Annotated in this window: 19 protein-coding genes; 16 read left to right on the top strand and 3 right to left on the bottom strand. The window is 42.2% G+C overall.

From position 1 onward, the window contains the following. Positions 1 to 225 precede the first annotated feature (225 nt). From HZB59_10305 to HZB59_10380, 16 genes are all read left to right on the top strand, one after another. Positions 226 to 2,796, top strand: coding sequence for a YIP1 family protein (locus tag HZB59_10305; GenBank protein MBI5021819.1), 2,571 nt, complete (start codon positions 226 to 228; stop codon positions 2,794 to 2,796). Between the two features lie 2 nt (positions 2,797 to 2,798). After that, a complete protein-coding gene (gene smc / locus HZB59_10310; GenBank protein ID MBI5021820.1) occupies positions 2,799 to 6,362 on the top strand; it encodes a chromosome segregation protein SMC in 3,564 nt (1,187 codons plus the stop codon). Between the two features lie 47 nt (positions 6,363 to 6,409). After that, positions 6,410 to 7,150: an MtnX-like HAD-IB family phosphatase gene (locus tag HZB59_10315; protein MBI5021821.1), complete on the top strand. Its 741-nt coding sequence runs from the start codon at positions 6,410 to 6,412 to the stop codon at positions 7,148 to 7,150. Beyond that, positions 7,150 to 7,731 carry an isoprenylcysteine carboxylmethyltransferase family protein gene (locus tag HZB59_10320; GenBank protein MBI5021822.1) on the top strand — a complete coding sequence of 194 codons (582 nt, stop codon included), beginning with the start codon at positions 7,150 to 7,152 and terminating at the stop codon, positions 7,729 to 7,731. The genes HZB59_10315 and HZB59_10320 overlap by 1 nt, the downstream gene beginning before the upstream one ends. Then, the gene (lpxB, locus tag HZB59_10325) at positions 7,731 to 8,855 is read left to right on the top strand and encodes a lipid-A-disaccharide synthase (GenBank protein ID MBI5021823.1); all 1,125 of its coding nucleotides are present in this window, start codon (positions 7,731 to 7,733) and stop codon (positions 8,853 to 8,855) included. The genes HZB59_10320 and lpxB overlap by 1 nt, the downstream gene beginning before the upstream one ends. 20 nt (positions 8,856 to 8,875) lie before the next feature. Then, positions 8,876 to 9,904, top strand: a complete 1,029-nt coding sequence (gene lpxK, locus HZB59_10330; protein MBI5021824.1) for a tetraacyldisaccharide 4'-kinase — start codon at positions 8,876 to 8,878, stop codon at positions 9,902 to 9,904. Beyond that, complete coding sequence (locus tag HZB59_10335) at positions 9,901 to 10,599, top strand: gamma-glutamyl-gamma-aminobutyrate hydrolase family protein (GenBank protein ID MBI5021825.1); 699 nt, start codon at positions 9,901 to 9,903, stop codon at positions 10,597 to 10,599. Before lpxK ends, HZB59_10335 begins: the two co-directional genes overlap by 4 nt. A gap of 11 nt (positions 10,600 to 10,610) precedes the next feature. Further along, positions 10,611 to 13,361, top strand: a complete 2,751-nt coding sequence (locus HZB59_10340) for a pyruvate, phosphate dikinase (protein MBI5021826.1) — start codon at positions 10,611 to 10,613, stop codon at positions 13,359 to 13,361. 50 nt (positions 13,362 to 13,411) lie between these two features. Next, a complete protein-coding gene (gene queA, locus HZB59_10345; GenBank protein MBI5021827.1) occupies positions 13,412 to 14,449 on the top strand; it encodes a tRNA preQ1(34) S-adenosylmethionine ribosyltransferase-isomerase QueA in 1,038 nt (345 codons plus the stop codon). 8 nt (positions 14,450 to 14,457) lie between these two features. After that, positions 14,458 to 15,156: a 2-C-methyl-D-erythritol 4-phosphate cytidylyltransferase gene (ispD, locus tag HZB59_10350; GenBank protein MBI5021828.1), complete on the top strand. Its 699-nt coding sequence runs from the start codon at positions 14,458 to 14,460 to the stop codon at positions 15,154 to 15,156. 81 nt (positions 15,157 to 15,237) lie between these two features. Then, positions 15,238 to 15,909, top strand: a complete 672-nt coding sequence (plsY, locus tag HZB59_10355) for a glycerol-3-phosphate 1-O-acyltransferase PlsY (protein MBI5021829.1) — start codon at positions 15,238 to 15,240, stop codon at positions 15,907 to 15,909. A gap of 12 nt (positions 15,910 to 15,921) precedes the next feature. Continuing rightward, positions 15,922 to 16,920, top strand: a complete 999-nt coding sequence (locus tag HZB59_10360; GenBank protein ID MBI5021830.1) for an NAD(P)-dependent glycerol-3-phosphate dehydrogenase — start codon at positions 15,922 to 15,924, stop codon at positions 16,918 to 16,920. Positions 16,921 to 17,072: 152 nt separating this feature from the next. After that, positions 17,073 to 17,414 carry a septum formation initiator family protein gene (locus HZB59_10365; GenBank protein MBI5021831.1) on the top strand — a complete coding sequence of 114 codons (342 nt, stop codon included), beginning with the start codon at positions 17,073 to 17,075 and terminating at the stop codon, positions 17,412 to 17,414. Positions 17,415 to 17,482: 68 nt separating this feature from the next. Next, positions 17,483 to 18,820, top strand: a complete 1,338-nt coding sequence (locus tag HZB59_10370; GenBank protein MBI5021832.1) for a replication-associated recombination protein A — start codon at positions 17,483 to 17,485, stop codon at positions 18,818 to 18,820. Continuing rightward, on the top strand, positions 18,817 to 19,785 hold the full coding sequence (locus HZB59_10375; GenBank protein ID MBI5021833.1) for an ROK family protein: 969 nt from the start codon (positions 18,817 to 18,819) through the stop codon (positions 19,783 to 19,785). Before HZB59_10370 ends, HZB59_10375 begins: the two co-directional genes overlap by 4 nt. Positions 19,786 to 19,790: 5 nt before the next feature. Continuing rightward, the gene (locus HZB59_10380; protein ID MBI5021834.1) at positions 19,791 to 22,295 is read left to right on the top strand and encodes an LPS-assembly protein LptD; all 2,505 of its coding nucleotides are present in this window, start codon (positions 19,791 to 19,793) and stop codon (positions 22,293 to 22,295) included. 123 nt (positions 22,296 to 22,418) lie between these two features. Here the strand turns inward: HZB59_10380 and clpX are convergent, their stop codons facing one another. Genes clpX through tig form a run of 3 tightly spaced genes read right to left on the bottom strand, consistent with a single transcriptional unit; the run spans position 22,419 to position 25,599 of the window. Further along, complete coding sequence (clpX, locus tag HZB59_10385) at positions 22,419 to 23,675, bottom strand: ATP-dependent Clp protease ATP-binding subunit ClpX (protein MBI5021835.1); 1,257 nt, start codon at positions 23,673 to 23,675, stop codon at positions 22,419 to 22,421. Positions 23,676 to 23,679: 4 nt separating this feature from the next. Beyond that, positions 23,680 to 24,288 (bottom strand): ATP-dependent Clp endopeptidase proteolytic subunit ClpP, encoded by a 609-nt coding sequence (gene clpP, locus HZB59_10390; GenBank protein MBI5021836.1) that lies wholly within the window; start codon positions 24,286 to 24,288, stop codon positions 23,680 to 23,682. A 48-nt stretch (positions 24,289 to 24,336) separates the two neighbouring features. Further along, the gene (tig, locus tag HZB59_10395) at positions 24,337 to 25,599 is read right to left on the bottom strand and encodes a trigger factor (GenBank protein ID MBI5021837.1); all 1,263 of its coding nucleotides are present in this window, start codon (positions 25,597 to 25,599) and stop codon (positions 24,337 to 24,339) included. Between the last annotated feature and the right edge of the window lie 26 nt (positions 25,600 to 25,625).

Genomic DNA, 25,625 nt, shown 5'->3' on the forward strand with positions numbered 1-25,625 from the left:
GATAAATATTCTTTAAATTCCATCTTTATTAATGAATTTGATTGCTTTCGCCTTCATTTTTTATTATATTTCAATGAATTTTCATTAAAGAACGGCGTTTTTTTATCTTTTTCGTACTTTCTGAAGGTAGATTCCTTTAGAATGTAACTTGTTCATTCACAGACGGGCGAGAAACCCATAACTAAAATATCTAAAGCACATACGAATGGTTGGAGCGTTTTCATATTGGAGCTCCTTTTTGTTGTTCTTCCACTTGTCGGATATTCCCAAATCACACCGGCATATTCCAACATCCCTTTTTATATCAACGGTAAACCCACAACTACGGGTGCAGACGCTGCATTATTCCCTGATACCCCTTCCAGATTTAAAATCGACTTAGCAGGAACGTGGGAGTATAGCATCGATAAAAAAACCTGGAGCAAAATTGAAGTCCCCAGTTGTTATGATTATTCCGGTAAGATGATTTTTCAACGATCCTTTGACATTAAGTCGGAGTATCTGGATAAGTATACCTTCCTTCTGGTAGCATATGGCATAAATTATCAGAGCGAAGTTACTATCAACGGGAATTTTATTGGAAGACACATTGGCGGCGCGAATTCTTTTATATTTCCAATCCCGAATAATACTCTTCAGGTAGGAGCCAATAACTCGATAAACATTTCCGTTAACAGCGAGCTTACTCCGCGCACAACTCTCCCATTGAAGCAACATGTTGGCGGATGGAAAACTTATGGCGGTATATTCCGCGATATATATATACTCGCTGTTCCAAAACTTTTCATCGAAGATGCATCCATAACCTCAGCACTTTCTCCCGATTTTAAAACCGCAAAATTGAACCTGAAAATTGATATAGCGGATCGATGGTCGGGGTTGAAATCGGAAACAGGGAACATGCTTGCTTGTCAGGTCGAAGTTTTTGATAAGCTTACGACTGAATTGGTTGGGCGGAGCGGATTGTTGCAGATTATGCCGAAGATAAACAAAACAATTTTTTCTTCCGCCGAAGTTCAAGTGACATCCCCGAAGTTATGGTCGCCCGAAACCCCCGATCTCTACACTGTTAAATGTCAGCTTGTTAGTGTAATCGGAAAAGAAATTTCCGTCATTGATGAATTTATTTTCGATCACGGATTCAGAGAAATAAAATGGAAAGATGGCAAGTTAAGCATCAACGATAAGATGGTACCGTTTAAAGGTATTTTGTGGCGCGAAGATCACGAATCATTCGGAGCGTCGATATCATACGACATGCTGGAACGCGATGTAGCTTCGATGAAGACGCTCGGAACAAATCTTGTCAGGTTTTTATATCCTCCGCATCCTTATATTCTTAACCTGTGTGATAGATACGGAATATTCGTGTTGGAGGAAATTCCCGTTGATAATGTTCCCGCAGAAATACTATCGAAAGATTACTTCCAGGAGATAGCCACGAATTATGCGAAAGAAATGGTATCGCGCGACCGTCGGCATGTATCGATACTCGGATGGGGTATCGGTAATGAGTTCGAGGCGGCAAATAATTCAGTTTGTGAATTTGTGAACGGACTGAGAAACGTTATCAAATCACTCGATAAGCGCAGCGTTTATTTTGCATCTAAATCTCTGCAAAATCCATGCTTTGAATATGTTGATCTGATCGCCCTCAACAATTTTGGAGAAGATCCGAAATCTTTTAAACAGTCTTTAATTTCATGCGTCGCGCGATATCCCGAAAAACCAATTATTGTTGCTAGGTACGGCATCGATGTTGAACACGGCAACCATAACGGCTACAGCGATCCTTATTCCATGGAAGCACATGCGCGCTACGCAATGTTATTCTTCAACATGATGAAAGATGTAAAGATTGCCGGGTCTATTTTTTGGTCTTATAACGATTGGCGTACCGACCGCCCATCATTAGTAACGCGAGCCACCGATCCGTTTGTTGTCTCGATGGGACTGGTTGATTTAAGCCGCGAGAAGCGAACTGCGTTCGATGTTATACGCGCGCTTTTCAACGACGAGAAAGTTCAGGCGCTACCCGTTGGCAATTATTCTTCGAACACACCGATCATTTATGTCATCTCCGGCTTTTTGATGCTGATTCTTTTCGCTTTTATGTATAATGCGAATCGTCGGTTTCGCGACAGCGTTAATAGATCTCTCTTCAGAACATACAATTTTTTTGCCGACGTGCGCGATCAACGTATCATCAGTAATTTCCATTCAATTATTTTAGCTGTTGTCATTGCCATTACATTGGCAACAGTTTCATCAAGTATTATCACTCATTATCGTTCAAATTTATTATTTGATAATATAATGAGTCAGTTTCTTCCCGATTTCATAAAAGAATGGCTTATACGATTAGTATGGAATCCTGCAAAATTTATATTATTGTTTTCGGGCATCATTCTGGTAAAATTATTACTTATTGCTCTGGTAATTAAATTGTTTTCGATGATTGTAAAAACACGCGTAATGTTCTATCATGCTTTTTCGGTATCGATCTGGTCTTCTCTTCCTTATATCATTTTAATTCCGATAGGGATGATTCTTTTTCGACTTATGGAAACTGAATTTTATATTCTCCCCGTCTTCATCATTCTCGGAGTTATAACATTATGGGTTTTCGTTAGATTGTTGAAAGGAATTTCAATTATTTACGATATCTATCCGGGAAGAGTATACGCTGTCGGAATAATGATATTGATTTTAATCGGTGTTATTTTTTACGGTTATCTTGATTACACGCAATCGACTTCGCTATATCTAAAATATTTTTTGGAGGCGACGAAGTAATAATGTATTTATCGAAGATTGAAGTTATCGGGTTCAAATCGTTCGCACAAAGAATCAATGTTAATTTTGATACCGGAGTGACGGCGATAGTCGGACCTAACGGTTGCGGGAAAACGAACATTGTTGATGCTATCCGCTGGGCGCTTGGCGAACAAAAGTACAGCACGCTGCGAAGCGATAAAATGGAAGATGTAATTTTTAACGGAACTAAAACAAGGAAACCGCTGGGTCTTGCGGAAGTATCTCTGACAATCGAGAATACAAAGGGGATTCTTCCTACCGATTATTCCGAGGTTACAATCACACGACGCGTTTTCAGATCGGGTGAGAGCGAATATCTGTTGAACAAAGTTCCGTGCCGTTTGAAAGATATCGTAGACCTTTTCATGGATACCGGAATGGGAAGTGATGCGTATTCTGTCATCGAACTGAAAATGGTTGAAACAATTCTCTCCGATAAAACAGACGAACGACGAAAATTGTTCGAAGAAGCCGCCGGTGTAACGAAATATAAAGTGCGCCGTAAGGCAGCTCTGCGCCGTCTGGATGACGTGCAGCAAGATCTCGCTCGTGTCAATGACATCGTAAAAGAAGTTCAAAAAACGGTGAACTCGCTTGAGCGTCAGGCAAAAAAAGCCGAGCAGTTCAACGAAGTTACGGGAAGATTAAAAGCGCTTGAAGTCGATTTGCTGGAGCGGGAGTATTCTCATCTGCACGGCAAGCTTAATCCGCTTGAATCGAAATTCAAAATCGCCACAGCCGATAAAACCGAAATAGATACAGCTTTGCGTGCGGAAGAAAATCGTGTTGAATTGATGCAGCAAGAATTGAACGAGTGTGAAAAAGAACTTGCATCGGCACAAAAATCATCTGCATCGAAGTTTGATGAAATTCACCGAATCGAGGAACGTGCTCTCGTTGCAAAAGAACGGCGCAGCTCGCTTGAAGTGAATATCGAAAGATATCAAAACGAAAAAGTCGATCTGATTCAGCAGCAGGAAACACTTTCAATAGAACATTCCGCGTATCAACAGCGAAAAACAGAGCAAAGCCGTCACCATTCCGAAGTGGAAAATATTTTCGATCATGAAAAGCAACTATACGCCGAGATCACAAGAGAATATGATGAGGTGCAATCGAAAGTAACTTCACTGAAAGATAAAATTTTAAAAGCAGCTCATGAAAATGTTGAGAAGCGTGGTGAGATGGAGCGTATCAAAACGCGCATCGATAATTTAAAGGGGAGAATAGATAGAGCTGCCGAAGAAAGTGCATTATACGATTCAGATATCCTGCGGGTTGAAGAACAGATAAAAGAATTATCAGCCAAGGATCGCGATTTACGGAAACAATTTGCAGAGGCAGAGGTGCATCTGTTCACACATCAGCAAACGAAAGAGCAGCACCGCCGCGATATCGACCTGATCAGAAAGAATGGGAACGATATTTCATATGAAATTGAAAGAAAAAAATCGAAGATTGAATTTCTCCTCCGCATGCTCGAAGGTTATGAAGGATCATCAGAGGGAACACGATTTCTTTTAACGGATGAGGTTTGGAAGAAGAAAAATTTTGCAACTGTCGGAGATTTGATTCAAGTCGATGAAAAATACCGGGAGCCAATTGAGGCGGCGCTCGGAGATTTTGCTCAGGCAGTTGTGGTAGATACCATTCAGGATGGTTATTCCGCAATTAATGAATTAAGACGCTTAAGTAAAGGCAAGGCGAGTTTCATCAGTTTGGATTCGTTGCCTATCAAGAGGAAGCGCGGAAGGATAGCGCTGCCGAATTCATGCGTCAGTGCTGTTGAAGTTGTAAAATGCGAATCTAAATATAAACCTTTGATTGAATTTTTACTGGATGATGTTATCATATTAACGGAAGAATCGAATCAATCGGAATTATTAAATCGGGTAACCGGTAAAAGATTTATTACGCTCGAAGGTTCTTTGCAATCCAGTTCCGGTTTTCTGCGCGGTGGCAGTAAGAAACCGGGTGAAGGCGGATTCATCAACAAGAAATCCCAAATCTCTGATCTTGAGAGAGAAATCTCGATTCTTCAGTCCGAACTTAAAGAGATTGAAGATCAGCACAATCAAAAGCTGCAGGAATTAAATCTCATAAATCTGGATGATGACCGTAAGGTTGTAAAGTCGGTAGAAAAAGAGATGACTTCAATCGAGATGCGGATTGCGCAGTTGGAATTCGAGAAGAAGCGCGCCAACGACGGTCTTGAACGAAATCGTCTTGAAATTAACACCGTGCAGGATGAAATCATCACGATGGAAGATCAATACCAGAAATTAGGTGATGAACTCACGCTGCTCGAAGACCGTAAATCTCAAAATGATACAGAACTTGAAAGTGCCGAACGATTGCTTGAACAAACAGAATCGGCATGGACAGCTAAAGCCAAGCATGTTAACGAGCTCGAAATCAAAGTGGTAACATTACAGGGCGAGATAAAAAATCTCTCCCGCGACATTGAAAGAGCCGAAGAACGACGAAAAGATATCGAATTGACTCTGGAACGTCGCGATTCTGAAATTAAACACGCGCAAACTGAAATATCCCGCTTGGAAAATGAAAGCAATGAGATCGATAAACAAATAGCTATTTTGCAAAATGAGTACAGTCTTCTTCTTGATCAGAAAAATGATATTGAACAAAAATACGTGGCATTGCGGACAGATATTCATAAAATCGAATTAAAAATAAAAGACGAGCGGAGGTTGCACGATGATTCTGTGGCTGCCGCCCACGATCTTGAAATGAAGCTGGCGGAAATACGCTCAAGTATTGAACATGTAAAATTGCGTGCTCAGGAAGAATTCGAATTGGAGCTTGAGATAAAAAGTTATCCCGATGACGAATGGGTTAATTTTGCTCACCTCCGTGAAGAGGTGAAAATATTGAAAGATCGCATCAAAATTCTTGGCGCCATCAATTTTGCTGCTTTTGATGAGTTTAACAGCGAGAGTGAGCGCCTCAATTTTCTCACTCAGCAACGCGACGATCTGTTGGAAGCCGAGAAAACACTCCTCAGCACCATCGAGGAAATAAACAATACCGCGCAGAGAAAATTTCTTGAAACATTCGGTGCTATTCGTACTAACTTTATTGCAACATTCAAGGAATTGTTCATGGAGGGTGATGAGTGCGATCTGAAGTTAGAAGAGGGTGTAGATCCGCTTGAAGCGAGTATCGAAATAATCGCAAAACCGCGTGGTAAAAGACCGACTTCGATAGATTTACTATCCGGCGGAGAAAAAACGTTGACTGCAATTGCACTTCTCTTTGCAATATATCTGGTCAAGCCGAGTCCGTTCTGCATTTTAGACGAAGTTGACGCGCCGTTAGACGATTCAAACATCGATCGGTACACGCGGATTTTGAAAAAATTTTCCGGCAACACACAATTTATTGTAGTAACACATAACAAGAGAACAATGGAATCGGCGCAAGCCCTTTACGGCGTTACGATGGAAGAGGAGGGCGTGTCGAAAATAGTTACGGTAAGGTTCAACGAAGAAGCGCGCGTTCGTTCTGCCACTGTCACAAATTGATTGAAGAGCGGAACCATCTCACACAAATTTATTATTATTGCACCTCGATGATAAAAATCTTTATCGATTTTGACGGAACTATAACAACCCGGGATGTGGGTGATGCTATGTTCATTTCATTCGGTGGAGATATTTGCAGAGAGTATATCCGGAAATATCGGGCTGGAGATTTAACTGCCGAGGAATGCTTCAATCTTGAATGCCGGTCTTGTAACGGAATATCAAAAACCGATCTGGATCTTTTTCTTGATAGTCAAAGTATCGATTCCACGTTCATAGATTTTCACCGGTATTGTAAAGAGCAGGAGATTCCGCATTTTATTCTGAGTGACGGAATGGATTATTATATTAAAAGAATTTTAGAGAATAACGGAATCGCTGATATTCCTTTTTTTACCAATCATCTGGAGGTCATTTCTCTTGGTTATGAAAGAGGGATTTTACTCGAACCTTCATTTCCTTTTCTTGATGAAAATTGCGATCGTTGTGCATGCTGTAAAAGAAATCATATGCTTGCACAAACGGCGGATGACGATATTATAGTCTATATCGGAGAAGGTTTCTCGGACCGGTGCCCTGTTCGTTATGCCGATATTGTTTTTGCTAAGGACGAACTTTTAACATACTGTCAGCAAGAAAATATTTCATACTTCGAATACCGCACATTTTCAGATGTTAAAGCACGCCTCCAGATGTTGGTGTCAAAAAAGCAATCGAAGAAAAATTATGGGTTACACAAGCGCCGTCAGGCGCAACTTGCAACCCGCGATGTTTATTTAGGTGGATAATGGATATACGACAAACTCTTTTTAAATACAGAAGCTACACACCTATTCCTTTTTTATTAGTGTTGCTTTTGTTGGCTCAGCCGACAATCATCAGTTTTGTTGCCGGATTTTGCTTTGTTCTGGTTGGCGAGTTTTTTCGTTTATGGGGTGTCTCCTTCGCCGGGAGTGAAACAAGAACAACCGGACCTGTTGGGGCTTCATCATTAATAACGAGCGGTCCATTCAGCTATGTTCGAAATCCGCTCTATCTCGGTAACCTGCTGATGTATACAGGTTTCGGGGTGATGGCAAATTTACCGGCTCTAGCTTTAGCAGGATTTCTTTATTTCTTTTTGCAGTATACGCTTATCGTCAGCTTAGAAGAGGAACAGTTAACCAAGAAATTTCTTGATGAGTATGTTCGGTATTTTGAATCCGTTCCACGTTTTATTCCGGTATGTAAAAAATATGAAGGAGCAAAAGATCCTCAACCTAAAATCGATTGGGGAAAAGGATTGAGATCGGAGCGAAGAACTCTTCAAGCAACGATATTGGTAATCATTTTAATCGTGATTATCTGGATTGTCAGGGGGCAACAATAGTGCGGGTAATGATGATAGCCGGTGAGGCATCGGGTGATTTGCATGGAGCCGGAGTTGTGAAAGAGATTATGAAACGAGAACCCGACAGTGTAATCTTCGGTATCGGCGGAGATAAAATGCGAGCGGCCGGAATGGAACTCGTTTATCATTTAAAAGAAATTTCGGTGATGGGATTCTTGGAAGTTCTTCAACATCTTCCTCTTTTACGATCGGTTGAACATACGATGCGCGTCTTGCTGAAATTAAAAAAACCGGATGTAGTTGTGTTGATCGATTATCCCGGCTTCAATCTCCGCTTCGCTAAAATCGCGCGTGAAGCGGGGATGAAAATAGTTTATTATATCAGCCCTCAAGTGTGGGCTTGGCATCCGGGCAGAGTTAAAAAAATGAAATCGATAATTGATAAGATGCTGGTTGTATTTCCATTCGAACCAGAAATTTATCAACGGGAAGGTATCGACGCGGAGTTCGTCGGGCATCCGCTGCTCGAAGCATTTACCGAACCGCAGGGGCATTCGGAGTTTTGCAAGAGAAATAACTTTGATCCGGAAAAACCTATACTCGGATTGTTCCCAGGCAGTCGCAGGCAGGAATTAGAACGCATCTTCCCGGCAATGCTTGGCGCAGCGCGGATTTTAAACAGAATGCACGGTATACAGATTGCAGTTGGAGTTTCTTCCATACTCGATTATGAATATGTTAAATCGTTTGTTCGGGATGAAAACGAAGTTCACCTGATTCAACACGCTACATACGATTTGATGAAAAATTCGGATCTTGCTATCGTTACTTCGGGTACCGCGACGCTCGAAACGGCATTTTATCAAACACCGATGATAGTTGTATATAAAACTTCCTGGCTCACATACTTAATAGGCAGGATATTTGTTCAGATCAAAAATATAAGTCTGGCAAACATAGTGGCGGGAGAACAAATTGTTCCCGAAATATTGCAATCGAAAGTTAATCCGGAAAATCTTGCATTTCACGCATCTAAATTATTAACGAATCCTGACGAACGAAAAAAAATGTCGGAGAAGATGTCGGTAATTAAGGAACGGCTAGGCACTAAAGGGGCATCGGCTCGGGTTGCAAATAGAATATTATCGATGAAACAAGTATGACAGATCATTCGAATAAGATTATGCTTTTACCATTATCCTGGGTGTATGGATGGATAATGAGTTTACGCAACATATTGTTCGATTTTAAAATATTTCGGACTCGATATTTTAGCATACCAATCATCTCTGTGGGTAATATCACTGCGGGCGGAACAGGGAAAACACCGTTTGTTGAATACCTCGTCCGTTATTATCTGGAATTTGGTGTCAAGGTATGTGTAATAAGCCGCGGGTACAAGCGATCAACGATCGGGATGCGTGTTGTTTCGGACGGGAATAAAATATTTGGCGACGCTCATTCAAACGGTGATGAACCGCAGCAGATTTCAGAAAAATTCATCGGTGTCATCGTGATTGTGGATGAAAAACGTGTTCGCGCTGTTGAGTATGCAATAAAAAGATTTCAACCGAGCATAATCATTTTAGATGATGCGTTTCAACATCGTTCGCTCGGGAGAAATATCGATATAGTGATGATTGACGGGAAAATTAATCTCCGGAAAACAAAAATGATACCGGCAGGTAACAGACGTGAATCACTCGGTGGTTTAAGACGTGCGGATTTATTGGTGTTCTCAAATGTTTCGGCAACTTCGCAAAATGTGTTAAATAGTCTCAAGCCGTATTCATCTGCGTCATCAGTTGGTATAAAATATAATATAAAAACAATTAGATCCTTATCTACAAATCAAACAATATCAGTTAACGATTTGGTTGGAGCCTCTTGTATTGTTTTTTGTGGAATCGGAGCCCCTGCCGCGTTTCGTCAAACGCTGGCAGAGTTGAAAGTGAATGTTGTTGAGTTCATGGTTTATCCCGATCATCACTATTACACAATCGACGAAATTCAGAATATCAAAAGGTATTTCGATATTAGAAAAGCAAAATATATTATTACGACTGAAAAAGATGCAATGCGTTTACGTAATCAGGGTGAACAATTCCCGCTCCAATCTTGTTACTTTATTGAAGTGGAAGTCTCTTTTATAGCAGGGGAAACATTGCTTCATTTTGCTTTGAAAGAGAAAATTGACAAACTTTTTTTATGAAAATAGCAATCACGGACACGATAACATCGGAAGATAAATTCAGATTGTATGCAGATTGGATAGATTCTGCTAATACCGAATCGCGGTGGATTAAACTTTCGTATTTGCTTGATAATCTGGAGGAGATAGAAAAATCGGATGGGTTACTGATAACAGGAGGCGGTGATGTTAATCCTGCTCTTTACGGTGGCGTAGACAACCATCCTACTGTAAAAGGTATTGATGAACGAAGAGATGCATTCGAACGAAATCTTCTCGATTGCGCGATGAAAAAAGATATTCCTATACTAGCGATATGCCGTGGTATGCAGTTGGTAAATGTTCATTTTGGAGGAACGTTATTGATCGATATTGAAGAAGCCGGATATCAATTGCATCGTAGCGATACAAAAATTGAAAAATATCATCCGGTTAAAATTATTGATGAGTCGAAGCTTAAGGAGATCCTCGGTACTGAAAGTGGTGAAATAAACTCGGTTCATCATCAGGCAGTTAATAGACCGGCAACCGATTTTGATATCACCGCCATGGCTGATGACGGAATCATTGAAGCCATGGAACATAAAAATAGATCACATTTTTTTCATCTTCTTCAATGGCATCCTGAGCGGATGAATGGAGAATCAATTTTTTCAAAAAATATATTAAAAGAATTTTTAACAGAAGCATTTTATTATTCAACATCTAAAAAGTAAAGGTTACAAAAATGGCAAATAAATATGTTTATTTTTTTGGCGGCGGAAAAGCCGACGGAAATGAAAGTATGAAAGAACTACTCGGCGGAAAGGGAGCCAATCTTGCAGAGATGGCAGGGCATAAAAATTTGAAACTTCCCGTTCCACCCGGATTTACAATTACAACGGAAGTTTGCGGACATTATTATAAGAATAAAAAACAATACCCGAAAGGTTTGAAAGAAGACGTTGAAAAAAGTTTGAAGCGTGTGGAAAAATTGATGTCGAAAAAATTCGGCGATGTGGAAAACCCTCTTCTTGTTTCGGTCAGATCGGGAGCGCGCAAATCGATGCCCGGCATGATGGAGACCGTTCTGAATGTCGGATTAACCGAAAAAACGATTCCCGGATTGATTAAAAAGACAGGCGGGAATGCGAGATTTGTTTACGACGCGTATCGCCGGCTGATCATGATGTATTCTGATGTAGTGATGGAGAAAGCCGCGGGCATAGAACCGAAGGATGATGAAAGCGGAATCCGCAAGCAGTTGGAAAAAATAATGTCGAAGATGAAATCGGAAAAAGGATATAAAACCGATACCGATATGGAAGTTGAAGATCTGATTTCGTTATGTGCCGATTTTAAAACACGCGTCAAAGAAGTTTTAGGAAAACCGTTCCCCGACGATCCTTACGAACAGCTTTGGGGTGGAATAGGTGCTGTATTCTCTTCATGGAACGGAAAGCGTGCTATCAGTTATCGCCGGATCGAAGGAATACCGGATGAGTGGGGTACGGCGGTAAATGTTCAATCGATGGTCTTTGGAAATATGGGCGAGGATTCCGCAACGGGTGTTGCCTTCACACGAAATCCCGGAAACGGCGCGCCGCAATTTTACGGTGAATATTTAATCAACGCGCAGGGTGAAGATGTTGTTTCCGGAATTCGAACTCCGGCTCCGATAAATGAATCTTCAAAATCGGAACACAACAAAAATCTTGTATCGCTTGAAAAAGCAATGCCGAAATTATACAAAGAGTTATTCCAGTATCAAAAGAGACTGGAAAAGCATTACAAAGATATGCAAGATCTCGAATTCACGATTGAAAAAGATCGACTCTTCATGCTTCAATGCCGTGTTGGGAAAAGAAACGGTCCGGCCGCGGTTCAAATAGCCATGGACATGCTGAAGGAGAAATTGATCACCAAGGAGACGGCAGTTTTGCGTGTTACTCCCGCGCAGTTGGATGAATTGCTTCATCCGATTATCGATCCGAAAGTTGAAGCGGGTCAAAAAATTCTAGCCAAAGGTTTACCCGCCGGACCCGGTGGTGCAACCGGACAAATTGTATTCCTCGCTCAAGATGCAGTTGCGTGGGCTAAGCTTGGTAAGAAAGTGATACTCGTTCGCGAAGAAACAAATCCCGAAGATGTCGAAGGCATGCGTGCCGCTCAGGCAATTTTAACGGCGCGCGGTGGCATGACTTCACACGCGGCGCTTGTCGCACGTGGATGGGGAAAATGTTGTATTGTTGGATGTGGTAGCCTTCATATCGATTCGATGAAAAAAGAAATGATTGCCGACGGGAAAAGTTATAAAGAAGGCGATTGGATTACGCTGAACGGCACAAAAGGAAATGTATATGAAGGTCAGCTTTCAATGATTGATGCTTCGGAAGAAAATAAAGTATTCAACGATTTTCTCAAGATGTGCGATTCAATACGGCGTCTTGGAATAAGAACGAATGCCGATACACCTGAAGATGCGAGAAAAGGCAGACAGTTCGGAGCGCAGGGTATAGGTCTGTTCCGTACAGAGCATATGTTCTACGGTAAAGGATCGGAAGAACCGTTATTCCGTCTTCGCAAGATGATCATGTCGAAAACAGAAGAAGAACGGCGTAAAGCGTTGGACGAATTATTCCCTTACGTGAAAAAAGATATTAAAGGAACATTAGAAGCGATGGATCCGTATCCGGTAGTTGTCCGTCTTCTTGATCCGCCGCTACACGAATTTGTTCCCCGCGATGAAGAAAAACTTCGCCAGTTAGCGAACGATTTAAATATTTCTATGCAAGAATTATCGAAACGTGCTGAAAATCTTCATGAAACAAATCCGATGATGGGTCATCGCGGTGTCCGGCTTGGTATTACCTATCCCGAAGTCAGTGAGATGCAGATAAGGGCGATCTTTGAGGGTACCGCTGAATTGCTGAAAGAAGGAAAGAAGCCGTATCCTGAAATAATGATTCCTGTTCTCGGTGATGTGAAAGAATTGATTCATCAATTCGAGATCGCCAAAAAAGTTTATGAAGATGTTTTGGCAAAATACAATCTCAAAAAGATCAAACATATGTTCGGAACGATGATCGAAATACCGAGAGCCGCGCTTGTATCGAATAAGATAGCGCAGGTAGCGGAATTTTTCTCATTCGGAACAAACGATCTTACGCAAATGGGATTCGGTTTTTCACGCGATGATTTCGGCGGTTTCTTGCCGGATTATCTGAAGAAGGGAATTCTACCCGAAGATCCATTCCAGAGTATAGATCAGGAAGGAATCGGAGAGTTGATAAAAATTAGCATAGAGCGCGGGCGCGGCGCAAATAAAAATCTTGAAATCGGGATTTGCGGCGAACATGGCGGCGATCCACGATCAGTGGAATTCTGCCATCGGGTTGGAATGGATTACGTAAGTTGTTCTCCGTTCCGTGTTCCTATTGCCCGACTTGCCGCGGCTCAATCGGTTTTGAAATTCGATAAATCAGGAAAGAGGAAATAGAACAATGAAATTAATCAACAACATCAATCATCAATACAGAGGGACGAGTTATGAAACTCTCTGATTTTAAATATCCGTTACCACGTAATCTCATCGCGAAACACCCGGCCAAACCGCGTGATTCATCACGCCTTATGGTTTTAAACCGTGAAGATGATTCTATAATTGAACGGAAGTTCAGTGATATAGTGGATTACTTCAAGAAGGGCGATTGTTTGATAGTGAATCAGACGAAGGTATTCCCGGCACGGCTTTTCGGTAAAAAGGAAAAAACAAATGCCAAGATCGAAGTGTTTCTTCTTCGTGAATTAAATCATGAAGACGCTATATGGGATGTCATCGTCGATCCTGCGCGAAAAGTCCGGATCGGGAATAAAATATATTTCGATGACGGAAAAATCTGGTGCGAGGTAATCGATAATACCACATCACGCGGCAGAACGGTCAGGTTTAATTACAAGAACGATTTGTACAAAGTAATTGAACGCATCGGTGTGACTCCGTTGCCGTACTATATCAAACGCGATGCAGTTGAAGACGATAAAGAATCGTACCAAACGGTTTACGCGAAAAATATCGGTTCGGTTGCGGCGCCAACTGCAGGTTTGCATTTCACAAAACGTTTAATCGCAGCACTCGAGAAGAAAGGTGTGAAGATCGCGCCTGTTACACTTCATCTGGGATTGGGTTCGTTCAGGCCTGTTGAAGTGGAAGATCTCTCGAAGCATAAAATGGATTCTGAGTTTTATGAGATAACTCAACCGACGGTCGATATCGTGAATAAAACTATAGATAGCCGCGGTACCGTGTTCGTTGTCGGTACAAGCGTTGCGCGGGCAGTTGAATCGAGCGTAATGACAACCGGACACCTGAAGGCATTCCGGGGGTGGACAGATAAATTTATCTTTCCGCCTTACGATTTTAAAATCGTAGATAAGTTGATTACCAATTTTCATATGCCGGAATCTACTTTACTGATGCTTGCGTCGGCTTTCGGCGGAAGAGATTTAGTGATGAAAGGTTATAAGAAAGCCATTAAAGAAAAATGGCGTTTCTTCAGTTATGGCGACGGGATGTTGATTCTCTAAGCTGTATTATGTTTGAAGGAAAGAAAATCGGCGTTGTAATCGCTGCTGCCGGACAAGGCATAAGAATGGGCGGCAGCCTGAGCAAACAATTTCTCATACTTGGCGGAAAACCGATTGTAGCTCATACAATCGGAAATTTCCAACAATCAACAGAAGTTGACTTTATTGTTCTGGCTGCTCACCATGATTACGAATCGGAATTGCGTTCGTTGGTGACTGGATATAATTTTTCAAAAGTGATGCAAGTTGTTCAGGGGGGCAAAGAACGGCAAGATTCTGTGTGGAACGGATTGCTCGCTTTACAAGAATATAATCCTGATATTGTTTTGATACACGATGCAGTTCGTCCGTTTATCAATAATCGGCTAATACGTGAATCGATTGAAGCGGCGCTCGTTTTTAAAGCTGCCATTGTAGCAGTCAAACCGAAAGACACGGTGAAGATGTCTGCCCAAAATGGATTTATAAATCAAACACCCGATAGAGATAATTTATGGCTGGCACAAACACCGCAGGCGTTCCATTACTCTTTGATAATAGAAGCGTTCAAAAAAGCGATTGATGATGGTTTCTATGGGACGGATGATGCCGCTCTTGTAGAACGTCTGGGTAAACATGTTAAGATTGTCGAAGGAACATACGACAATATCAAAATAACCACACCGGATGATTTATCCCTATCCGAGATTATTTATAAAAAGAGATAAATAGAGCACATGGGGTATTGAATCTTTTACAATTTTATACTATCTTATTAATAGTAAATTACATTAAAACATTGAAATAATATGGATTCTTTAGCGATTGTCGTAATTCTGAGCTATATAGTCGGCTCAATTCCAACTGCCATTATCGTTACAAAGCTTGCGAAAGGGATAGATATCCGCAAGTATGGAAGCGGAAATGCCGGCGGTACAAATGTAATCCGCGTGCTCGGTTGGAAAATTGGAGCCGGCGTGATCGCATTCGATATCTTCAAAGGATACGTTGCAACCATGCTCGTCACCAAGTTGATGTTCGGACCTGTACCTTTCACAAACATCACACCGTTCGATGATATTACTGTTATTAGAATTATTGCCGGATGCGCGGCGATACTCGGACATATATGGACTCTCTTCGGTAGTTTCAAAGGTGGAAAAGGAATAGCGACTGCAGGCGGTGTTCTACTGGGCTTAGCTACGATAGAATTTCTCGTTGCGATGGCTATTTTTACAATCGTATTTGCATTGTTCCGTTACGTTTCCCTCGGTTCGATCTTGAGCGCGTTGTCTTTTCCTGTAACTATGTTCTTCAGGCATAATATTTTTAACGCTTATCTTGAAGGATATAACACGCTAATCTTCTTCAGTATCGGAATCGCCATGCTGATCGTCTATACGCACCGTGAAAATATCAAAAGACTCAGAGACGGAACTGAAAATCGTCTGGCGCGAATTCATTTATTCCATAAAAAATAATTTAAACAGGTTATGCGCATCTCTGTCCTCGGAGCGGGAAGTTGGGGAACAACACTCGCAATCTTGCTTCATTATAATGCGCATCATGTAACTCTCTGGACGTACGATCCGAGCCACTCCCGCAGGATGAACGAGATGCGGGAGAATAAAGATTTCCTCCCCGGTTTCAATATCCCAACCGATATAAAGATTACGGACGATCTTTTTGCCGCTATTCACGATTGCGAAATTATCGTAACGGCAGTGCCCACACAGTTTTTACGTTCCGCAATTAAACCTCTCGCATCCCGGCAATTCACAAACACTGTTTTCGTAAATGTTGCCAAGGGTATCGAGAACCAAACTCTTCTCACCGTCTCCGAAATTTTAACAGACGTCCTTCCTTCTTTGAAGCTGGAAAATATTGCCACTCTTTCCGGTCCAAGCTTTGCAGAGGAAGTCAGCAGGCAAATTCCAACGGCTGTTGTTGCCGCATCGGTAAATCTAAATTTAGCCAAGCAGGTACAGCAGGCATTTATGACGCCGTATTTCCGCGTTTATTCAAGCGACGATATACGCGGTGTTGAATTAGCGGGTTCGCTAAAAAATGTTATCGCGGTTGGTGCTGGTATCGCCGACGGAGCGGGATTCGGAGATAACACCAAAGCTGCCATCATGACTCGCGCGACTGCAGAAATTGCGCGGCTCGGTAAAGTGATGGGTGCGCGGCAAGAAACTTTTGCCGGACTTTCAGGCATCGGCGATTTGATTGTTACCTGCATGAGCAAACACAGCCGCAACCGGCATGTCGGTGAAGAAATCGGGAGAGGAAGAAAATTAAGCGACGTTTTGGGAGAAATGAAAATGGTAGCAGAGGGCGTTCCCACAACGCGCTCCGTTCACGATCTCGCGATTAAACACAACGTGGAGCTTCCGATCTGCAACGAAGTGTATGAAGTCCTTTTCGAATATAAAGACCCCATCATTGCAACATCCGATTTGATGACACGCGACGCAAAGGGTGAGCATTAATTAAAATCAATACTTATTAAACCTCCGGTATCTCAAGTGCGACTCACGTCAAACATTGAGTCATACCTGAACGTGAGTCGCACATTTAGAAAATACATAGGGTTTTTCTTTGTAGATTTGATTTCCAATGAATAAAATCTTACATTTTTAACATGGAAGAGCAATATTACAGAAAAGAAAAACCAAAGTTTAAATCGTGGCTCACCAAGACACTCAGGAAAAAAAGTGTTCTTATCGGGTTATTGATTGGTTTGCCGTTGTTATCGTTCATGCTGTTCAGTAATAAAGGAGTTTTACAACGAATCAGCTTGGAATCGGAAAAGAAAGCCGCGCAGGAGAAAGTCAATCTCATCAAGATCGAACAGCAAAAGTTACTGAAGGAATCGAAAGCGCTCGATAACGATCCGAAAGCGATCGAGCGTGTGGCACGCGAGAAATACGGAATGATTAAGCCGGACGAAACGGTTTATAAAGTCAAACGGAAGCAGGAATAAACACGCGAAACGCGGTTCAATAAAAAAACAGATTTCACAGTTTATCGATCATATGATCATATACCGCGATGGAATTATTTGAAAAAACTCCCCCGATAAAAAACTCCGGATCTCAAAATGCTTTCGCTCCGCTTGCCGAGCGGATGAGACCTTCTTCGCTTCACGAATTTGTTGGACAAAGCCATCTTGTTGGAGACGATAAACCGCTTCGGTTGTTGATCGAACGGGATGAAACACCATCGATGATTTTCTGGGGTCCGCCCGGTTGCGGTAAAACAACACTTGCCAGAATTATTGCCGCTCAAACCAAAGCCGAGTTTCATCAATTGAATGCGGTATCTTCGGGCGTTCAGGATGTGCGAAAAGTTATTGAGCGGGCGACAATAAACAAAAACCGTTTGAATAAAAAAACAATTTTGTTCATCGATGAAATACACCGGTTCAATAAAGCACAGCAAGACGCGTTACTGCACAGTGTTGAAGACGGAGTGCTGGTTTTAATCGGTGCCACAACCGAGAATCCTTCTTTCGAAGTCATATCTCCGCTTTTATCGCGCTGTCTTGTTTATCTTCTTAATCCGTTAAGCGCAGAAGATCTCAATTCATTGATCGATTCTGCTCTTAAATCGGATGATAAGTTGAAAACATTAAAAATTGAAATAGGAAAAGATGAGAGATCGCAATTAATGCTTCTTGGCGGCGGAGACGCGCGGATTGTATTGAACGGTTTAGAAACTTCGATCAGGTTGGTGAAACCGGAGCCGGATGGCAGACGTATATTAACAACACGGCATATAGAAGAGGCGTTTCAGCGGCGGAATTTAAAATACGATAAGAAGGGTGAAGAGCATTACAATATTATTTCCGCGTTCATCAAGAGCATGCGCGGATGCGATCCGGATGGCGCCGTATACTGGTTGGCAAGGATGCTTGAAAGCGGAGAAGATCCAAAATTTATTGCCCGGCGTATGATAGTGCTCGCCTCCGAAGATATCGGTAATGCCGATCCGCACGCATTGCCGCTTGCGACAAGTTGTTTTACGGCAGTGGATTATATCGGAATGCCCGAAGCGAGAATAATTTTGTCTCAAACCGCGATTTATCTCGCAAGCGCTATCAAGAGCAACGCGTCGTATCAGGCGATAGAGTCTGCGCTTGAAGATGTGAGAAAAGGTGTCCATGGAGATGTGCCGCTTCATTTAAGAAACGCCCCGACTGAATTGATGAAGAATCTCAATTACGGGAAGAATTACAAGTACGGTCATTCGTTCGAGAATCATTTTACCGAACAACAATATCTACCCGATGAATTGAAAGATAAAAAATATTACATTCCATCGGATGAAGGGGAAGAGAAGCAGATAAAAAAACGGCTTAACGAATTATGGAGTAAAAAACAACGATGAGTGTACCGAAAAAATTTTCGATAGGCGTTGATCTGGGAGCCACAACCGTTAAAGCAGGGATTGTTGCGCTGAATGGAACGATCCCCGATCAGATTTCTGCCGACGCGAAGGCAAAAGACGGACCACGAGCAGTTATACAACAAATTTCTTTCGTGATTCAGGAATTGCTTGGGAAACGAAAAATATCCGAGTGTATCGGAATCGGAATAGGCGCGCCGGGTATAATTTCTGCTATCGATGGGACGGTGAATCATCCCCCGAACTTCAGCGACTGGATACAGGTTGATGTTGCAAAAGAGATCAGAAAAAAATTCAAGATTCCTGTCGCTATAGAAAACGACGCGAATTGTGCGGCGATAGCCGAAGCGCGATACGGAGCCGGTATTGAGTTTAAAGATTTTTTATTCGTTATCTGGGGAACAGGTGTGGGCGGTGGAATTATCATTAACCGGAAAATTTACCGCGGACCAAAAGGCGGAGCGGGGGAAATAGGTCACGTTTCCATCGATTATAACGGACGGTTGTGTAATTGCGGCAATCGAGGTTGCATAGAAAGTTATATCGGGCAGAAATATCTTTCTCAACGAACGAAAGAAATAATACACGGATCCGAGAAGAGCAACAATATTAACCATCTCGAAAAATTAATCGGCGGAGATTTTAGCAAACTTGAACCTGCCATAATATCACAGGCGGCAGAAATGGGCGATCAGATTGCCATAGATGTTATGGAAGAAGCAGGCGAGCTGCTCGGGTGCGCATTGGCATCGGTAATGAATGTGCTCGATCTCGATGTTGCTGTGATCGGCGGCGGGATATCGGCGGCACCGGCGTTCGTTTACGAAGCTATTATTAAGAGTGTTCGCGCAAGGGTGTTAAAACCGCACAAAGGAAATGTCCGAGTGATTCGCGCGAAATTAGAAAACACAGCCGGCATTGTTGGCGCGGCAAGTTTGGTGATGTAACAAAAATGCGATTTATCTTTCTTTTGATATTTTTTCTTTCTTTTGTCTTCCCTTTGCGCGGAGAAAATTTTGCATGGCTCGATTCCGTGATAGTTAAGTCCGACTCGGTTAAAGCCGATACAACAACCACACGTGACACAACATCGACATCCGGCATCGATACTGTCGTGATATATTCGGCAGTTGATTCCATAGTTTATACACCCGATTCGAAGACGATGACATTATATTCGAAGTCGGATATCAAATATAAAGATATGGATTTAGCTGCGGAGATTATCGACATTGATTGGGACACGTCGACGTTAACAGCGAACGGAGTTGTTGACAGCGCCGATACGAGCGGAAGGATGCTGGGCGGCGCTCCTGTTATGAAAGACCGCGGCGAAGCTTATGAGGGTAAAGAGATCGGTTATAATTTTAAAACCAAACGCGGAAGAATTGTTGTCGCTGATACCAAAATGGCCGAGGGATTTTATCACGGTGAGAAAATAAAGAAATTAGGGAAAGATGTTCTATTCGTCGAAGACGGCAGATACACTACATGCGATAGGAAAGATCCCGATTATTATTTTTATTCTCAAAAAATGAAAGTTACGATGCAGGATAAAGTTATAGCCGAACCGATATACATGTATATTGAAGACGTTCCGGTGTTCTGGTTTCCTGTGGCGGTTTTTCCGAATAAAGGCGGACGCAGGTCGGGCATTATTCCGCCGGCAATCGCAGAAGACGCGACGCACGGACGGTTATTAAGAGGCCTCGGATATTATTGGGCGATGAACGATTATATGGACTTAAGCGCCACATCCGATCTTTACTCAAAAGGCAGTTGGGCTTTATTCTCAAATTTTTCTTACAACCTCCGATATCAATTTTCAGGCGGACTTTCGGGTGAATACCGTAAGATGTTAGAAGGTGAATCGAGCGATCCGAATCGTAAAAAAGTTACATCATATAATTTTCGCATCACTCACCACCAGGAGATTGATCCAACATCCCGATTTGATGTCAATTTTACATTCGCCAGCAATAATTCGTATCGTAACACTATCGATTTGAATCAGGCGCTCAACCAGGAAATAACTTCGAACGCAACAATATCAAAATCGTGGGAAGGAACACCGAACAGCATCAGCATCAATGCCTCGCGCAGGCAAAATCTTTTAAACGGTAACATCAATGAGACTCTTCCATCGATGAGTTTCAATCACAGTCAAAGTTATCCGTTCAGATCATCGAAGAAAAAATCCGCGTCAGCCGATCTTTCCTGGTACGAGATGATTGGAGTAAATTACCACTCGAATTTTTCCAACTTTCGATCAAAAACAAAACAAAGTGTGAAAGGTATTCTGCAATCTGTTGGCGGCATTGACACGTTAACGAGTGTTGATAGTTACCGACTCGATCACAATTACCGATTGTCTCAGGGTGCGAGTGTCAGCATTGCACCGAAGTTAGGTTACTTCACAATTTCACCGTCGTTCAATTACAGTGATGAACGATCTTTGATTAAAAATAGAATCCCGGATAGTTCTCAAGGTACTCTCATTAATCGCACAGAAGAGCAATGGCTCAGGCGTGGAGTGTTATCGACAGGTGTTTCTATAAACACAAAGCTGTACGGAATAATACAACCGCAGATGCTGGGTGTGGAGGCATTTCGGCATACGATGACTCCCAGTTTGAGTATCAGCTACTCCAAAGAAATAGTGGGAGATAAAAATCAGCCGAAGCAGATGACTGCAAATTTTGGTCTGGGAAATAATTTTGAAATGAAAACAATTCCGGAATCGGAAGGTAAGGAAGCTGAAAAAATTCAGTTGTTGAATTTAAGCACCGGTATCTCATACAATTTTTCTGCCGATTCTTTGAACTTTTCTCCATTCAGTTTGAATTACAGAACGAGTATCGGAACACTCTTAGACGTTGGCGGTTCAGCCGGTTTCGATTTATATAAGTTAGAACAGGTGCGTCCGGGTGTTTATAACAAGGTGAATAAATACCTCATCGCGGAAGAAGGGCGGCTTGCGAGGATGACAAATTTCTCGATCAGTTTATCCACATCTCTTTCGGGCGAGCGATTAAAGGGAAGCTCCGAGCAAACAGATACAACTCCGCCTGTCGTATCCACTGCAGCGTACCGAGGTCTGAAACGAGATTTGGAAGATCCGGATTTCAGTATTCCGTGGAATCTTTCTTTATCGTGGGATTATTCGGAAAACAAAATTCCTCCGGGGCATTCGCGTTCATCTAACCTGCGCGGCAATCTTGATTTCAATCTAACGAAGAACTGGAAATTTTCGGTGAGCGGCGGTTACGATATTGTGAACAAAGAGATCGTAGTCCCGCAAATTAATGTAAGCAGAGATCTGCATTGCTGGAGTTTGAATTTTAGCTGGGTACCTATCGGAATGTACAGGTATTATTCGTTCGAACTGAGATTAAAGGCGCCTCAACTGGAAGATATCAAGATAACGAAATCAGGAAGCGCCAGCGGAATATATTAATCGCTGTGTCAGTTATTAATGTTTACCTGTAAAATATCGAAATACTAAATTCGAATTTCTAAACATGCACGAATTTTCAAATGAAAATTCGGTCGCCTCAGCCGGGTAATGATTGGAAAATAATTAAGCCGATGCTTTTCGCTCTTTGAATTGGTAGATCGGTTCTTTCTTTTTAAGAACAGTATCTTTCGTGATCCTGCATTTCGATAAATTCTGGCGTGATGGAAGGTGAAACATAATATCGAGCATCATATCTTCCATGATAGATCTCAACGCACGCGCGCCCGTAGAGCGTTCAATTGCCCTGCCCACAACAGCTTTCAACGCGTCATCCTCAAACTCTAACTCCACTCCTTCAAGTCGGAATAATTTTTGATATTGCTTCACCAAAGCATTCTTTGGAACGGTTAAAATATTGAGAAGCGCCTTTTCGTCTAACGAATGAAGCGAAGCTACAACGTGCAGCCGCCCGATAAATTCAGGGATTAAACCGAATTTCAACAAATCATCCGGCTCAACCATCGGGAGGTAATCATCGCTGGAATGGTCTTTTTTACCTTTAATGACCGCGCCAAATCCGATGGGGTTGGTGCTGACGCGCCTGGCAATAATTTTTTCAATCCCTTCGAAAGCCCCGCCGCAGATGAACAGAATATTTTTTGTGTTCACCGAAATTAATGCCTGCTCAGGATGTTTTCTCCCGCCTTTTGGGGGAACACCCGCCACCGTTCCTTCTAAAATTTTCAATAATGCCTGCTGCACACCTTCGCCCGACACATCACGCGTGATGGAAGTGCTTTCACTTTTTCGCGCAATTTTATCTATCTCGTCGATGTACACAATTCCACGTTCAACACGGTCAACATCGTAATCGGCTTTTTGCAGAAGATGAACGAGAACAGTCTCCACGTCATCGCCGACGTATCCCGCTTCAGTCAGAGTCGTGGCATCGGCAATCGCGAACGGAACATCGAGGATACGTGCCAGAGTTTGCGCTAATAATGTTTTACCGGTTCCTGTTGGTCCTAATAACAGTATGTTGCTCTTTTCTATTTCGACATCGTCGATGTGATTTTGATTCTTCGCGTCGATACGTTTGTAATGATTGTAGACGGCGACGGCGAGAGTTTTCTTCGCGACTTCCTGACCGATTACATAATTATCTAACGACTTTTTAATTTCACTCGGCGTGAGCAATCCTTTTTGATTCGCTTTTTTAGATGTGGCAGCCAAATTTTTGCGCAGAATGTCTACTGAACTTGAAACGCACGAATCGCAAATGTACGCTTCAGGTCCCGCTATTAAGCTAATAACCTGATCGGCGTTTCTGCCGCAAAATGAACAATGAATCTGACCTTCCGGCTTCTGTCGTTGTGCCATTATCTTACCTGTCTTTTTTCTCGACTTTTGGTTTTTTGATAAGCATGTTATCTACAAGTCCGTATGTCTTGGCTTCTTCCGAAGACAAATAATAATCGCGGTCGGTGTCTTTTTCAACCTGCTCAATCGGCTTGCCGGAATGATGCGCCAGGATTTCATTGATCCTTTTTTTCATGCGAAGAATTTCTTCTGCCTGTATGCTTATGTCGGTAGCAGTTCCCTGAACGCCACCCCACGGCTGATGAATCATGATGCGTGAGTTCGGAAGGGTTTGACGTTTCCCTTTCGTCCCGCCCGCCAGCAGTACAGCCGCCATGCTCGCCGCCATACCGATGCAGATAGTGGATATATCGGGACGGATATATTGCATGGTATCGTAAATTGCCAATCCTGCTGAAACAGAACCACCCGGACTGTTTATGTAAATATTTATATCTTTATCCGGATCTTCTGATTCTAAAAAGAGAAGTTGCGCGATAATTAAACTCGCTATCATATCGTCTATCGGTGTGCCGATAAAAACGATTCGTTCTTTCAGCAAGCGGGAATATATATCGTACGCCCGTTCGCCCCTGCCGGTTGATTCAACAACTATCGGCACCAACTGATTCATTATTTTTTGACTCATTTATTTTCCCTTTAAATTAATTTCTTGAAAAATTTAATCAACGATCTTATCTGTTACGACTGCCGAATTTCTAAGTGTCGTCATCAATTTATCGGTAAGGATTCGCTCCTGAACCGAATTCGATGTTTTGTAGAATTCAATTAATCGCGCTTTGTCGATCCCGACCTTTCCAGCTTCTTTCTCCGCTTGCTGAGTTAAATCGGTATCTTCAACCTTTAGTTGTTCTTTCTCAATAATTTGTTCGCGGATTAAAAACCATTTCGCTTGAAAGAGGGCGTAGTCCCGGTTCTCGTCGCGGTATTTCTTTTCATCGAACGATTGCGGCAATGTTTTGTTGGGATATTGATATTTTAACTCTTCCACAAACGAATCGAGAATGCTTTTCACCAGCGATTCGGGAACATCGAATGTATGCTTTTTGACGAGTTCGTTTATCAGATCATCCGCGAATTTACGGTCGGAATTTTCTATCCAGTAATTTTCAATATCTTTTTTGATTTGTGCAGTGAAATCCTGAACGGTGGTAACTTTATCTTTGGTTAATTTTTTCACCAACTCGTCGGTTAAATCGGCAGGAACGATCTGATCTATTTTCTTTACGGTGATCTCAAGATTCTCTGTATGCTTATGACCATCGTGCTCACGCTCGATTTTCACTTTCTTCGTTTCTCCAACCGAACAGCCGATAAGCGCGTCGTGAATTTCGGGATATAACGATTCGCTCGCAAGGTAAATTTTTGTATCGGTTGTATTCTTGCCGCTGACCGGTGCTCCGTTTTCATCGAACGGTTGAATATCAGTAATCAGGATATGTTCCGAGTCGGTTGCTTTTTGAGCTTCGATAGTTGTGTGGTTTGCCTTTCGGATGCGCGTTACTTCTTCATCGATTTCTTTTTGCGAAACGGTGTGCTTGATTTTTTCGATCGGAATTCCTTTATAATCGTGCAGTTCAAAGACAGGTTTAATTTCGTATTTTACTTTGAACGATAGATTCTCGCCCGGTTTATAATCAACATCGATGAGTGCCGGCTCGCCAATAGGGTGTATACCGCGGTCTTTGATCACTTGCCGGTATATATCGCTCGCTATCGTATCGAGTTCGCTGTATTCTATCGATATCCCGTGCATGCTTTTTATCAAATGCAGAGGTGCCTTACCTTTTCGAAATCCTTTTATCTCAATCTTCGGTTGGTATCGTTTGTATGCTTCTTCAATGTGGGGTGCAAGTTCGGATTTATCGGCGATGATATGAATTTCTTTTTCAACGCTTGTTTTATCCGTGATATTTATTTCCATTCTTCCTAAAAAATCCTTTCGTGTCA

The organism is Ignavibacteriales bacterium, from assembly GCA_016214905.1.
GTDB lineage: Bacteria > Bacteroidota > Ignavibacteria > UBA10030 > SZUA-254 > PNNN01.

Coding starts and splice junctions, on each gene's coding strand:
- smc (MBI5021820.1), top strand. CDS start 2,799: ATGTATTTATCGAAGATTGAAGTTATCGGGTTCAAATCGTTCGCACAA.
- HZB59_10315 (MBI5021821.1), top strand. CDS start 6,410: ATGATAAAAATCTTTATCGATTTTGACGGAACTATAACAACCCGGGAT.
- HZB59_10320 (MBI5021822.1), top strand. CDS start 7,150: ATGGATATACGACAAACTCTTTTTAAATACAGAAGCTACACACCTATT.
- lpxK (MBI5021824.1), top strand. CDS start 8,876: ATGCTTTTACCATTATCCTGGGTGTATGGATGGATAATGAGTTTACGC.
- HZB59_10335 (MBI5021825.1), top strand. CDS start 9,901: ATGAAAATAGCAATCACGGACACGATAACATCGGAAGATAAATTCAGA.
- HZB59_10340 (MBI5021826.1), top strand. CDS start 10,611: ATGGCAAATAAATATGTTTATTTTTTTGGCGGCGGAAAAGCCGACGGA.
- queA (MBI5021827.1), top strand. CDS start 13,412: ATGAAACTCTCTGATTTTAAATATCCGTTACCACGTAATCTCATCGCG.
- ispD (MBI5021828.1), top strand. CDS start 14,458: ATGTTTGAAGGAAAGAAAATCGGCGTTGTAATCGCTGCTGCCGGACAA.
- plsY (MBI5021829.1), top strand. CDS start 15,238: ATGGATTCTTTAGCGATTGTCGTAATTCTGAGCTATATAGTCGGCTCA.
- HZB59_10360 (MBI5021830.1), top strand. CDS start 15,922: ATGCGCATCTCTGTCCTCGGAGCGGGAAGTTGGGGAACAACACTCGCA.
- HZB59_10365 (MBI5021831.1), top strand. CDS start 17,073: ATGGAAGAGCAATATTACAGAAAAGAAAAACCAAAGTTTAAATCGTGG.
- HZB59_10370 (MBI5021832.1), top strand. CDS start 17,483: ATGGAATTATTTGAAAAAACTCCCCCGATAAAAAACTCCGGATCTCAA.
- HZB59_10375 (MBI5021833.1), top strand. CDS start 18,817: ATGAGTGTACCGAAAAAATTTTCGATAGGCGTTGATCTGGGAGCCACA.
- HZB59_10380 (MBI5021834.1), top strand. CDS start 19,791: ATGCGATTTATCTTTCTTTTGATATTTTTTCTTTCTTTTGTCTTCCCT.
- clpX (MBI5021835.1), bottom strand. CDS start 23,675: ATGGCACAACGACAGAAGCCGGAAGGTCAGATTCATTGTTCATTTTGC.
- clpP (MBI5021836.1), bottom strand. CDS start 24,288: ATGAATCAGTTGGTGCCGATAGTTGTTGAATCAACCGGCAGGGGCGAA.
- tig (MBI5021837.1), bottom strand. CDS start 25,599: ATGGAAATAAATATCACGGATAAAACAAGCGTTGAAAAAGAAATTCAT.